Genomic DNA, 12,496 nt, shown 5'->3' with positions numbered 1-12,496 from the left:
CATGTTCTTTTCCAGTGTGCTCGGCCCTGGCCAGGGCAATCTGGTCGATGCCACCTCCGGCTTCTGGCGTGGCTTGATTGGATCGGCGCGCAGTAGCGCCGGGGTCGTTGTTACCCCCGAGACCGCCCTCGGTGTGCCCATCCTCCAGAACTGCGTCACGCTACTGGCTGAGAGCATGGGGCAGTTGCCCCTTGAGCTGTTCCAGCGGATGGATAAGGGCCAGCGCGAGGCGGCGATAAACCATCCGCTGTACGACGTGCTGCGCTACCAGCCCAATGGTTTCCAGACGCCCTTCGAGCTGCAGGAATGCAAGCAGATGGCAGCGGGGTTGAGGGGCAACAGCTTCAGCTACATCGAGCGGAGCGGCGACGGCAACGTGGCGTCCATCTGGCCACTACAGAACGACAAGGTCCAGGTGCTGAAGGGCAAAGATCTGCTGCCGTACTACCGGATCGGCTCCGGCGAGCCACTGCCCATGCGTTTCATCCACCATGTGCGCTGGTCGAGCACCAATCACTATGTGGGGTTGTCGCCTGTCGAGTTGCACGCCGAGTCGATTGGCATGGCCCAGGCTGTTCGCCAGTACGCCAGCAAGTCGTTTGCCAACGGTGTGGCTGTCTCGGGCGTGATCGAGCGGCCCCGAGAGGCGCCTGCGATCAAGGATCAGGGCTCGATTGACCGCATCCTGGATCAATGGGGATCGAAGTTCAGCGGCGTGGACAATGCCAAGAAGGTGGCCTTCCTGCAGGAGGGCATGGCCTTCAAACCGGTGTCGATGAACCACGTCGACGCCGAGATTGTGAACCTGTTGAAGCTCTCGGGCGTCGACGTGGCGCGGATCTACAAGATCCCGTTGCCGATGGTCAACGACCTGGACAAGGCGAACTACAACACCATCGAGCAACTACTGATCCAGTTCGTGGTGTTCGGCTTGTTGCCGTGGGTCAAGCGGCACGAGCAAGCGATGATGCGCGACTTCCTGCTGCCGCAGGATCGCCGCACCTACTTCATCGAATACAACCTGTCCGGCCTGCTGCGTGGTGACCAAAAGAGCCGCTACGAGGCCTACGCGATTGGGCGCCAGTGGGGCTGGTTGTCGGTCAACGACATCCGTCGACTGGAGAATATGCCGCCCGTGGCAGGCGGTGAGGTGTACCTGCAACCGCTCAACATGGTGGACGCCGGTAAGGGCATGCCCGATCTGAACAACCCCAATGTGCGGGCGCAGCTGGAGCTGCAGCAGCGCGAAATCGAGAGGATCCTGGCGCAATGAAACAGTACCTGCGTGCCGCCAACCTGCTGTTCAACCAGCCCCTGCTGGTGACCCCCGACATGCTCGACCTGGGCGTGCGCTGGGCCAACCAAGCGATGAACCTGAACATCATCAACATCGGCCCTGCGGTCTCCGACAAGCTCTGGCACGACGATGACGACTACGGCGCCCGTATGGAGCGCATGGAGGAACAGCGTCGTGCCGCGATTGGCAAGACGGGTGTGGAGGTGCTGCCGGTTCATGGCGTGCTGGTCAGCCGTGGCAGCCATCTCAACGCCTGCGAGACCATGACCAGCTACGAGGACCTGCGCGCCCAGCTCAAGCAGGCGGTGTCGGACCCGCTGGTCGAGCGCATCGTGCTCGATATCGACAGCCCCGGCGGGGCAGCGGTTGGCGCCTTCGAACTGGCTGCCGACATCCGCGCCCTGACCAAGCTGAAGCCAATCACCGGCCTGGTGAACTTCATGGCCTACTCCGGCGGCTACCTGATTGGCAGCGCCTGCAGCGAGCTGGTGGTGAGTCAGACCAGTGGCGTCGGTTCCATCGGCGTGATCGCCAGCCATATGGATCGCTCCAAGATGGAGGAGAACATGGGCGTGAAGGTCACCACCGTCTATGCCGGCGCCCACAAAAACGACCTGAGCCCGCATGAACCGCTCAGCGACCAGTCGCTGAAGGTGCTGCAGGATCTGGTGCAGGAAAGCTATCAGCTGTTCGTCGGCGCCGTGGCCGAGTATCGCGGCCTATCCCCGGAAAAGGTCATCGCCACCGAGGCGGGGTTGTTCCGGGGGCAGGCGGGAATCGCCGCCGGCCTGGCTGACCGCCTGCAGAGCCCGCAGGATGCGGTAGACGAGATCTCGCAAGCCGTGGCGATCAGCCGGGCCAATCGCCAGGCAGGCCGCATCAGCGTTCGCGCGACGGCCGCCAACATCCAATCCCAACTCTGACCGCGTTCGCGGCAGTAACCGAGCCCGCCCTGTGCGGGCTTTTTCATGCCCAGGAGGCACTATGTCCCTTGTACTTCAAATGCGTAGCGAACGCGCCCAGCTGAATACCCAGCTCCAGGCGCTGGCCAAGATCGAGGCCGACGGTGGTGCCCTCAGCGCTGATCAGCTGAAAGAATTCGCCGAACTGGAGGCGAAGATCAACGACCTCAGCGCCAAGATCAGCCGCGCCGAGGCTGCCGAGCGGCTGGCCGCCGCCTCGGCTGTCCCGGTCAATGAAAGTGCCGCTGGCAACAATTCTCCTCCGGCAAACATCTCGGGCCCGTTCAACCAGGCGACTGCGCCGGGAGTGGCGATGGCGCAGATGGTGCGCCTGCTGGCCCAGGCCAAGGGTAATCAGCAGCAGGCTGCCGAGCTGGCCAAGTCTGGGGGCTATGGCGCTGATGTCCACATGGCTCTCTCCACTGTCACTCCAGGCGCGGGCGGTGTCCTGGTGCCGACCAACTTCAGCGGGAGCATGATCGAATCCCTGCGCCCCCGCTCCGTGGTGCGCCGCATGGGCGCCGTCAGCCTGCCGCTGAACAATGGCAACCTGACTCTTCCGCGTGTGATCGGCAACACCTCGGTGACCTACATTGGCACCGAGACGGATATCCCGCTGACCGACATGCAGTTCGGTGACCTGAAGCTCAGTGCGAAGAAGGCGGCAGCCATCGTGCCGATCTCCAACGACCTGTTGGCCTACGCGGGCGTTAACCCGCGCGTGGACGCCCAGGTAACCGCCGACCTTTCCGTCAGCATGGCGCTGTCGGAAGACCTGCACTTCATCCGCGGCTCTGGCGTCGCGCCGCTGCCAAAGGGCCTCCGCTACTGGGCGCCGGCCGGTCACGTCATCCCGCAGCCGGCAGGCCTCACCCTGGCGGACATCGACAACTTCCTGGGCGCCCTGATGCTGCGCCTGGAGGTCGCCAACGTCGACATGTCGTCCTGCGGCTGGCTGCTGCACCCGCGCTCTGTGCGCTGGCTGCAATCGCTGCGCGATGGCAACGGCAACAAGGCCTACCCGGAAATCGATGCGGGCAACCTCAAGGGTTATCCGCTCGCGCTGACCACGCAGATCCCGACCAACCTGGGCGTGGGTGGCGATGAGTCGGAGATCTACTTCGTCAACTTTGCCGACTGCTACATCGGCGAAGAGGAGACCCTGGAGATCGCGATCAGCACCGAGGCGGCCTACAAGGACGGCGGCGGCAACATGGTCAGCGCCTTCCAGCGCGACCAGACCCTGATCCGTGTGATCAGCAAGCACGACTTCGGCCCGCGCCACCCCGAGTCGATTTCGGTGGGTACTGCCGTCACCTGGGGCGATGGCATGTAACCGGACGCCCCGCCGCATGGCGGGGCACTCCCTGATTCCTGATCACAGGTGAAGCAATGAGCAATCGCAAGATCGTGAAGTTCATCCAGCCGTGGAGCGGCTACGGTCCCGGCGAGGTCGCCGGATTCCCGTCCGAGAAGGCCGATCAGCTGATCGAGGGCGGCGTTGCGGCGCTGTATGACAAGGCCAAGGCCGCGAAGCCTGCCGCGAAGAAACCGGCGGCCAAGTCCGCTGGTCAGGCGACACCGCCTGCCGGCACCAATGACGGTGGCTCTGGTGACGAAGATCAGAACGCCAACGAGGGTTCCGGCGACGACAACGATCCCAATGCCGGCAACGACGGCGGCGGTGACGAAGACGAGAAGCCCTGACCATGGCCCGGCGAATCGCTTACCAGGGTGATCCGGTGATCACCCTGGAGGACGTGGCCCGGCAATGCCAGGCCGAGGTCGAGGATCTGCAGCGTGAGTTGGTCGAGCAGGTCATCATCCCCGGCGTGACGGCCCAGGCTGAGGCTCGCACCGGAGCGGCGATTCGTCCGGCCGAGTATGAGGAGGAGTGGCCTGAGTCCTACGGCTCGGGCCATGCCCTCGATGTCGGGCAGGCGGGCGAGGTGGTGTCGGTCAAGCGCGTGCTGGGCGACGGCACGACCGAGGATCTGGCCGACGCCTACCGCCTTGAGCGTGGCCAGCGGGAGAGCTTCCTGCATTTCCCCAATGGGCGCCCGGCGGGTGTCCTGCGGATTCGTTACAAGGCTGCGTATGACCCGGCCGCTCATCCGGGCGTGAAGCTCTGGCTGCTGATGCACGCGGCCACCGCTCACGAACACCGGGAAACAATGGTTAACGGAACGAGTCTGGCTGAGCTGCCATCGGGGTTTACCGACGCACTGCTGGCCGAAATCGAAGTCCCTCCGAGGTTCTGACATGCGCTCTGGTGAGTTGAACAAGCGGGCCACGGTGCTTGCCTTGTCGGCAGATCTACTGCCTGAGACCATCGGTCAGCGGTGGGTCGGCATTCGGACCAAGGAGTCCGCTGATGTCCGGGCGGCTGCAGGTCTGCGGGTGGCGGCTCTGGTTGAGGTCCGTGCCCGCTTCAGCCCCTGCTTCGTGCCGGGGCGGTATCTAATCCATGGTGGCCGCCTGTTCCATATCACCAGCGTTCGTGACTTCCGGGGTGACCGAGCCGAGTTGGTGATGTCGTGCGAGGAAATGGTTGGTTTCCGTGGCGAGGCGCGGCGGGAAGGCATGATGTCGCGCGAGTGCCAGGTGTTCCTTCGTCACGATGTGCCGTATCGCAGTGACCATGAGCAGGATGTGGTGCTGCGGACATATGCCGAAGTGGCCTTGATCGAGGCGGGGCGCGTAGAGGCCGACGACCAGTTGCTGGTAGAGGGTGAGCTGTACAACGTAATGGCTCTCGCCAAGGACGCCGACGACGGTGTAGTGCGAGGTCTTTGGCTGGAGCGCGTGGAATGAGACTCCAGGTAGCTGTGGTCGGGGTTGCACTTGCCCGGGCCCGGCTTGCTGCTCAGGGAAAGGCCGTGGAGCCCATCCTGCGCGGTTCGCTGAACACCACGGCTCGCTCGGCGCGAAAGGGGCTGTACATGAAAGACCTGGTCAGCCTGTTCCCGAATCGTTCATGGCTGAACCAGAAGATGAAGGTCAAGCTGGCCGGTACCCGCCGACTCAATGCCCGGATCATTCCGTCTGGCGCGGGCGTCTACGTGGACGAGCGTAAGGGCTGGTCCTGGCAGCATGTCCCCAACAGCAAGACCCGTGGGCGCCTGTTCGTGCCGGACTTCGGTGGCCGGAAGGTAGCGGCCGGGTTCGTGAACCCGGAAAGCGCTGGACGCCTGCCGCTTCGTAGCCGTCGATCAAAGACCGCCACCCGCAAGGATGGCAGTTCCAAGACGTACACCGATGTGCTGAAAGCGCCGGAGCGGGCAGTCGGCCCCTCGCTGGCGTACTACTTCAAGCAACTCACCACTGTCCAGCGTATTCGCCTGATCAACGCCCTGTTGCAGCAGGAGTTCGAGCGCCGCGTGCGCGCTGCCCTGGCCAAGGGGTAAACCCAGGAGATCCCAATGAGCAACGCCAGCAAGGTGACCCGGCAATTGCGGGAGCGCCTGGAATGCATTCGGCCTGACAACGGTTACAGCATCGAATTGAAGGCGATCTACTTCCGACATGAGAAGGTCCCCGAAAATCCGCCCAAGCCCTACGCCATGGTGCGGGTAGTCAGCGACCGCCGGACCAGTACGGCGGGTTTTGAGGCCACGCGGCTGCGCACGCTTGCCATCGAGATCGTGTTTGCGGGTCGAACCGATGACGACGAGGTTGACCGCGCAGGTGTTGATGTCCTGCGCGCCCTGGGCTTCGGTCGAGTGGACCTGGAAGACAAGTTGCCCGGCCTGGTCGACGACGAGGACGAGGCGGAATTCACCTATCCCGATGGGGGCCTGACCACGCGCTCCATCATCACCAGTATCGGCGTGACCTACGTCGAGAACTACAACTGAAGGCCGCCGGCCAGGAGAACCCCATGAGCATCATGAACTACACCCAGCTGTTCCGCGGCCCGGTCGGCGTGGCCCTGTGGCCGGGCTGGAACTTCGAGGAAGTGTTCAAGCTGCAGAACATGGCCGCTGAACCAACCACGACCGAGATCACCATCCCTGACCCGACCCGCATCGGCTTGCCGCCCCTGGATAGCGTGACCTCCACCAGCGAGATCGTGTTCAACGGCGAGGCCGTGAGCTTCAGCCCAGCCGCTGCAGCGATCGCCATGTATGGCTCGGTAACCCAGGTGCCCGCCGGTACCGTTACGGACGAGGCGCATGACGCCCGTATCGACCGCATCATCATGCTGGCGCACATTCCGCTCGAAGTGACCGAGGTCACCAACGACGGCGGCACCACGACCTATACCCGCAACGTGGACTATGCGGTGTCGCCCATGGGGATCCGCATCCTGCCGGGTGGCCCGCTGGCCACGGCCATTGCTGCCGTGGTTGCCGAGGATAAGAAGCTGCCGATCAAGGTCAGCTACAGCTACCCCACGGTGGACGTAATCAAACCCTTCACCACTGGCCAGAAGTTCTACCGTGTGCTGGTTGGCCAGGTGAACGAGGGTGGCAACAACGAGAAGCGCCGTATCCAGTGCTTCTACTGCAAGATTGCCCTGAACGGTGGCATCCCCCTGAACCAGGGCGCCGAGTTCGGCGTGATCCCGATTCAGATCCGCCTGCTGGCTGACCCGAACATTGTCGATGAGGGCGAAGCGGCCATGTGGCAGTGGGAAGTCGAGAACAAGTCGGCAGCCTGATCCTGGTACGGGTGGCAGGAATGTGTCCTGGGGGATACATTCCCTGTTTACCCACATCCAGGGAGGGAGCCCCATGCGCCTTTGGATCCTCGCTGCCGCTCTGCTCGGCAGTGCCTCGGCCTCGGCGGCAACTGTGGTCAAGTGCGTCGACGCCGCCGGCAAGATCACCTACGCCCAGAACGAATGCCCGGCCGGCTTGGTCGGCGAGCAGCACGACGTCAAGGCGAGCCCTCGCCCCAGTGGCGAAGGCCCGGCGGTCAAGCTGGCCGACCCGAGCAAGACCTATATCAAGAAGGAGTCTCGGCCGGTGCGGCGCGCGGCCCCTGCCCAGCCAGCATCGCAGGAGGTGGCCGAACAGCCTCCAGCGCCGCGCGGTGGCGTGGTGCGCCAGAACGCCAATCAGCCCTGCGTGAAGTGGGTGGAGCAGCGATACAGCTATACGCGAATGGACAAGGATGGCCGGCCAGTCGGAAGAGCTGGAATTCGGAAGGTGCCAGTTCCTTGCAATTGAAGTTTCTCTTTCAATCAAACCCGCTTCGGCGGGTTTTTTGTTTTCAGGAGTCCCGATGAGCGATCTCCAGATCCTCTTTCCCAAACCCGAAGTGGTGATGGTGGGGCGTCGTCCCGTCCACATCCTCCCGGTCAAGCTGCGCCACTTCGAGCAGTTTGGCGAAGCGTCCATCCAACTGCTGGCCATGTTGGGCAACTTCAGCGCGGAAGAAATCTATGCCTACGCCAAGCGGTCCGGGGCGCTGGGTCTGGTCCTGCGTGAGTGCACCAGCCTGAGCTGGTGGTCGCTCCGCCGCCTGCCAGCACCCGCTGCGGTGCAGCTGATGATCTACGTGGTCCGGGTCAATTCCAGTTTTTTCGGCCAGGCCCTGGTGGCAGCGAGAAGCGCACTGGATGGGCCGACGCCGCCCAGCAACTGATCAGCGCTGGTCATGCCTGGGGTGATGTCCAGGATTACACCCTGCCTCAGATCGAGGCCTTCCTCGACGCTATAAGCAACGCCGAGCGCGGCCGGGCCCGTCTGGCTCTTCTGGTGGCTCGCGGTGCTAAGGCGACCGAGAAGGCGTTCCGCAAGATGCTTCAGGAGTTCAGCTGATGGCTTTCGGGAAAGTAGTAACCCAGCTGGTGATTGAGGGTATCAACAAGTCGAAGAAGGCCTTCGACGAGGCTGACGGCCAACTCAAGAAACTCACCGCCACGGCTAAGGCTGCAGGCGCGGTGCTGGCCGGCGCGATCTCGGTCGCTGCCCTCAGCGAGTGGGTACGGACCAGTATCGACGCCATCGACATGACCGGCGAACTGGCCGAGCGAGTCGGCATGGCCGCCAGCGAATTTGCCGGCCTGCAGTACGCCGCCAAGTTCGCCAGCATCGAGGGCGAGGCGCTGGCCGCGACCCTGATCAAGTTCAACCAGAACGTGGTCAAGGCCGCCGAGGGTGGCAAGGCTCAGGCTGAGGCCTTTGACTCCATTGGCGTCTCCATTCGCAACGCGGACGGCAGCGTCAAAGGTTCCTCCCAGCTGTTGCTGGAGATCGCTGACCGTTTCGCCGAGCTGCCGGACGGTGCCCAGAAGACTGCCCTGGCCATCGAGTTGTTCGGCAAGCAGGGCGCTAAGCTGCTGCCCTTGCTGAACAAGGGCTCGGCTGGTATCGGCGAGCTGACCCAGCAAGCGCGTGAGCTGGGGTTGGTACTGGACGACTCGGCCTACGCCGCATCCGGCGAGTTCAACGACAGCATGGATGTGCTGGCCGCTTCCTCGGAAGGGGCCGGCCTTCGGGTGGCGGCAAACCTGGTGCCCGCCCTCAACGACGTCACCGGCCTGTTGCTGGACTTCTCCAAGGATGCGCGGAGCGCTGGCGAGACAGCGAACTTCCTCGGCACTGGCCTCAAGCTGCTGACCTCGGTCGGTGTGGTCGTGGTCGCGGTGTTCAAGAGCATCGGTGACCAGATTGGCGCGATGGCGGCGGTAGTGGCGGCGGTAGTGCGGGGTGACTTCAAGGGCGCCTCGGAGATCGCCAGTCAGTCGTTCGACGATATGGTCGACACCGCCGACAACGCCGGCAGGCGGCTGGAGAAACTGTGGAATGGCGACTTTGGGCAGGAGGCCCAAATCGAACAGAACCAGCGCCTGCTGGCTTCGTTCGACGCCACAGTCAGTGGCATGGGCAAGACGGCGGAATCCGCCGCCGCCCACATGAATGACTTGAAGGACACCCAGAAGCAGCTGGTCAAGGACGCCCAGGAATCGCTGAAGGCCCAGGTGTCGGCTCAGACCAAGGCCAATGCCGAGCTGGAAAAGGCGAAGCAGGCCCAGGTCGACACCGCCAAACGCTACAAGGATGCCTTGGCCAAGCTGGAGGCGGGCGCCTCTGGTGATCCGAGCTACGGGCAGGCCCAGACCCTTAAGGTGCAGGCGCGCCAGGCGCAGCAGGCGGGCAACGTCGACGAGGCCAAGCGCAAGGCGCAGGCCGCTCTGGAAATCATTCAATCGCTGCAGGATGCCGGCGCCAACACCCTCGGCTTCGCGGGGTTCGTGAAAGAGCTGCAAAGCATTGAGCAGGCGGCTGACCAGATCCAACTGGCCCGCGCGCAGGAATCGGTTGCGCACACCACCGAGTCGGTGAAGCAACTGAAGGCAGAGATCGAGGCGGTCAAGAAGACCGACATCAGTATCAACCTGCCGCCGGATCAGGTCGCAGCGATTACCAAGCAGTTCGAGGATCTGGCCGCGAAGCTGTCGCCGATGCTGACCTTCACCGCCACGGTGAAGGTGCCCTCGACGGATGACGTGGCTGCGTCGTCTGCCGGGTCCACGACGACGCGGGGCTTTGCCACCGGTACCCGCAGCGCGCCGCCGGGCATGGCCTGGGTGGGCGAGAACGGCCCGGAACTGCTGAAGTTCCGGGGGGGCGAGGAAGTCTTCACCACCGATGCCTCGCGCAATCTGATGCAGCGCCTGGCGGGCATGCGGTCGCCCGATCTGGCCAGCGGCTCGTTTGCCGAGGCGGCATCCGCCATTGGCGTCGGCAGCAAAGGCACCATCGTGCTGGACCTGGGTGGCGGGCGCTCCTACTCGCTGGAGGCTGCCGGTCAGACCTGGGACGACATCCTGCGCAACGAAGCGCGTAAACACCGCCGTCGGAGGTCCTGATGGTCGAGGTAATGCTAGGGGGAATCCCCATCGCCCCGCTGGCCAGTGGTGGCTTTCCGGATCACAGCTACGACCAGGACGAGGAGGGCGTGGCTGAGGGGCGGCGCTCCGGAGGGGCGCTGGTGGTGATGGTGCACTTCCGCAAGGCACTGATCACCATCAGCGGATCCGGGCTGATGGGCCTTGGCTTTGACGGCCTAGACTATGACCAGCCGCTGGAACTGCGTTGCACGGCGGCGCGGACCCTCAGTACCGCCATCCTGACCGGCGTGATTCCAGGGACGATTCGCCCGGACCAAGCACCCTGGGCCACGGCTAGGGTGGGCAACCGGGAGATTCCGACGCCCGTCGCCATGGCTGGTAACAGCTTCACGATTACGCCCGTCGCGGGCGCCCTGGGTTATCGCGTGTCGTGGATGCCCAGTTTCATGGTCCGCTGCAGGCCTCCGGTGGAGGCCATTCAGCAGGGCGCATTCCCCTATAGCTGGACGTTCACCGCACGGGAGGTCTGATGGAACTCAATGGCGCTGAGCTCAACGCCGTTGAGCTGAATGGTTCGACGAGTGGATCTCGCACGGAGCCGTCTGTGGTCGCTCCGGTGTTCTCAGCTGTATGGGGCGTGCTGCTACTGCTGGACGGTGTCGATACCACCGATCTGTTGACCGGCTTGATCCGTATTGAGCGTCAGGAGGGCGCCCGTTGCCTGGCTGACTTCAGCCTGCTGCTGGGCGCGGGCCCAGTGAATCCGGCCGAGTACATTGGCAAGGAAGTGGAGCTTCACTACCAGGTCATCACGGCCAGTGAGATCACCCAAGTCCTGCGTTTTCGCGGGAAGATCGAGCGTCCTCTGTTCAACCTGCAGAACCGGGTGCTGTCCTGCGAATGCAGTGATCAGTTGCACGAGATGGTCGAACCGATGTCGATCACCGCCATTGATGCGTTGGTTGGTGGCCAGTGGTCGCCGGATGTGTTCGAGCCCGTGGCGGGTCGTTCCCGCTGGGATTACGCCATGGAGCGGATGAGTACCCGGGCGGCCAGCTTGCAGCGCAACGTCGAAGGTGCCCTGCAGGTGACGTCCTGGGCGGCGAAGACGGTGCCCGACTGGCTTATTCCTCCGGGCACGGTGATGTTCCGCAGCATCGACTGGCTGCCGGCGGAGCTGACTGAGCGGGTCAATGTGGTGGAAATCGAAGCGGACTACCGCTTTATCCGCCTGCGGGAGCGCCATCAGGCGTTTTCCTGGCGGCACCCGGATATCGCCGGGGATTCCATCGAGTCGGGCTTCTGCATCTGGCGGCATGACTCCACCGAGTTGCCGGACATCAGCATGGTTCAGGATGCTAACGAGAGTGCTGGTTATACCAGCTTGTTGGACGGAGCCTTCTGGTTGCGCCTGCCGCCAAGCGGGGTCTATTGCACTCCGCCGGCGGGCTGGCGCAACGAATACCCTGACCTGCTGCTACGCGCGACCTGGACCAGTGCTTATCGCTGGGCGCAACGGGTGACCGAACAGTACAAACTGCGGGTGGAGGCGCCGGCCAGCGTGGCCCAGGCTGGCGAGGTGATCGGTCGCGACCGCGTGGCGTTGGATACCGAAAGTGACCGGGAACAGGCCTTTCTCAGTGCCAGCTATACGGCGCCGGAGGCAGACGCCGTCGAGGACGCTCTGGGTGATTTTGTCGTGGACGTGCGCAGCGAGACGCGCCGTGGTGAGGCCATCGGCTGCCTGCTGGCCATGGCCAGCACTTCGATCTGGGATAAGCACCGCGGAAATCGCTTCGCCTTCCAGCTGCCCACCATGGATGGGCTGGGTATTCGCCTGGAGCATACGGTGCAGGTGGACGATGTGATCCTAAGCCATCCCATCGTGTGCAAGGCCAAGGTGTTCAGCATCCTCGATGAGTTGGACCTGGACAGCGGAGCCTGCCTGACGACCTTTCAACTGGCCGTCAGCCAGGGTGGTGGTGCCGACAGCGACCCGCTGACCCCGCCGGCCATTCCGGCCAGCACGCCGCCCGGTACGCCGCCGGCGGAGATCGAGCTGCCGACCCAGTTGGGCGGACGCAATGAAAGCCCGATCTACGACGATGCCCTGAAGGGATTTTCTGGGAACTACGACGAGAACGACTTGGACATCAACCCAGACCTGGAGCTTTTCCCGCGAAGGTTTGATTTCAAGATGCCTGAGATTCCGGCCACGCACATGGACGAGTACCCCGTCAGCGTGGCGCAGACCTACCGCGTCCAGATTCCCAACGACCTGCTGGAGTTATAGCCATGACCCTTGCCGAAGAACGCGCCGAAACCGGTGCGGGGATCAGTGCGTCCCGAGCGGCTACCGCCGGAGCGGGCCGTCGAGCATCTGCGGAAGCCATCCGTGTCGGACGTGCTAGTACCTCCCAGGAGGATCGACGG

14 protein-coding genes are annotated in these 12,496 nt (G+C 63.7%); all 14 read left to right on the top strand.

The genetic code is table 11. The features are described 5' to 3' along the window. Position 1: 1 nt before the first annotated feature. The 14 genes from E8E91_RS19615 to E8E91_RS19550 all read left to right on the top strand — a co-directional run bounded on the left by E8E91_RS19615 (position 2) and on the right by E8E91_RS19550 (position 12,356). Positions 2-1,273 (top strand): phage portal protein, encoded by a 1,272-nt coding sequence (locus E8E91_RS19615; RefSeq protein ID WP_280378009.1) that lies wholly within the window; start codon positions 2-4, stop codon positions 1,271-1,273. Further along, the gene (locus E8E91_RS19610) at positions 1,270-2,220 is read left to right on the top strand and encodes a S49 family peptidase (RefSeq protein WP_280378007.1); all 951 of its coding nucleotides are present in this window, start codon (positions 1,270-1,272) and stop codon (positions 2,218-2,220) included. Before E8E91_RS19615 ends, E8E91_RS19610 begins: the two co-directional genes overlap by 4 nt. 61 nt (positions 2,221-2,281) lie before the next feature. Next, positions 2,282-3,595: a phage major capsid protein gene (locus tag E8E91_RS19605; protein WP_280378004.1), complete on the top strand. Its 1,314-nt coding sequence runs from the start codon at positions 2,282-2,284 to the stop codon at positions 3,593-3,595. Between the two features lie 56 nt (positions 3,596-3,651). After that, positions 3,652-3,966, top strand: a complete 315-nt coding sequence (locus E8E91_RS19600) for a hypothetical protein (protein ID WP_280378002.1) — start codon at positions 3,652-3,654, stop codon at positions 3,964-3,966. A gap of 2 nt (positions 3,967-3,968) precedes the next feature. After that, the gene (locus E8E91_RS19595) at positions 3,969-4,520 is read left to right on the top strand and encodes a hypothetical protein (RefSeq protein WP_280377999.1); all 552 of its coding nucleotides are present in this window, start codon (positions 3,969-3,971) and stop codon (positions 4,518-4,520) included. A 34-nt stretch (positions 4,521-4,554) separates the two neighbouring features. Then, a complete protein-coding gene (locus E8E91_RS19590; RefSeq protein WP_280378221.1) occupies positions 4,555-5,073 on the top strand; it encodes a hypothetical protein in 519 nt (172 codons plus the stop codon). Between the two features lie 128 nt (positions 5,074-5,201). Further along, on the top strand, positions 5,202-5,666 hold the full coding sequence (locus E8E91_RS19585; RefSeq protein ID WP_280377997.1) for a hypothetical protein: 465 nt from the start codon (positions 5,202-5,204) through the stop codon (positions 5,664-5,666). Between the two features lie 15 nt (positions 5,667-5,681). Then, entirely contained in the window at positions 5,682-6,116 is a 435-nt protein-coding gene (locus tag E8E91_RS19580) for a hypothetical protein (protein ID WP_280377995.1), read from the top strand. Positions 6,117-6,139: 23 nt separating this feature from the next. Then, complete coding sequence (locus E8E91_RS19575) at positions 6,140-6,922, top strand: hypothetical protein (RefSeq protein ID WP_280377993.1); 783 nt, start codon at positions 6,140-6,142, stop codon at positions 6,920-6,922. Between the two features lie 73 nt (positions 6,923-6,995). Further along, the gene (locus E8E91_RS19570) at positions 6,996-7,433 is read left to right on the top strand and encodes a hypothetical protein (RefSeq protein ID WP_280377989.1); all 438 of its coding nucleotides are present in this window, start codon (positions 6,996-6,998) and stop codon (positions 7,431-7,433) included. 55 nt (positions 7,434-7,488) lie between these two features. Next, the gene (locus E8E91_RS19565) at positions 7,489-7,851 is read left to right on the top strand and encodes a hypothetical protein (RefSeq protein WP_280377986.1); all 363 of its coding nucleotides are present in this window, start codon (positions 7,489-7,491) and stop codon (positions 7,849-7,851) included. Between the two features lie 175 nt (positions 7,852-8,026). Next, the gene (locus E8E91_RS19560; RefSeq protein ID WP_280377983.1) at positions 8,027-10,081 is read left to right on the top strand and encodes a hypothetical protein; all 2,055 of its coding nucleotides are present in this window, start codon (positions 8,027-8,029) and stop codon (positions 10,079-10,081) included. Continuing rightward, positions 10,081-10,593: a hypothetical protein gene (locus tag E8E91_RS19555; RefSeq protein WP_280377980.1), complete on the top strand. Its 513-nt coding sequence runs from the start codon at positions 10,081-10,083 to the stop codon at positions 10,591-10,593. The genes E8E91_RS19560 and E8E91_RS19555 overlap by 1 nt, the downstream gene beginning before the upstream one ends. Continuing rightward, entirely contained in the window at positions 10,593-12,356 is a 1,764-nt protein-coding gene (locus E8E91_RS19550; protein ID WP_280377978.1) for a hypothetical protein, read from the top strand. The genes E8E91_RS19555 and E8E91_RS19550 overlap by 1 nt, the downstream gene beginning before the upstream one ends. Positions 12,357-12,496: the final 140 nt, after the last annotated feature.

The sequence above is a fragment of the Pseudomonas sp. BN515 genome, from assembly GCF_029873155.1.
Lineage (GTDB): Bacteria > Pseudomonadota > Gammaproteobacteria > Pseudomonadales > Pseudomonadaceae > Metapseudomonas.
Note: the sequence above shows the minus strand (reverse complement) of the source record. Positions and strands in the feature narration are given on the sequence as shown.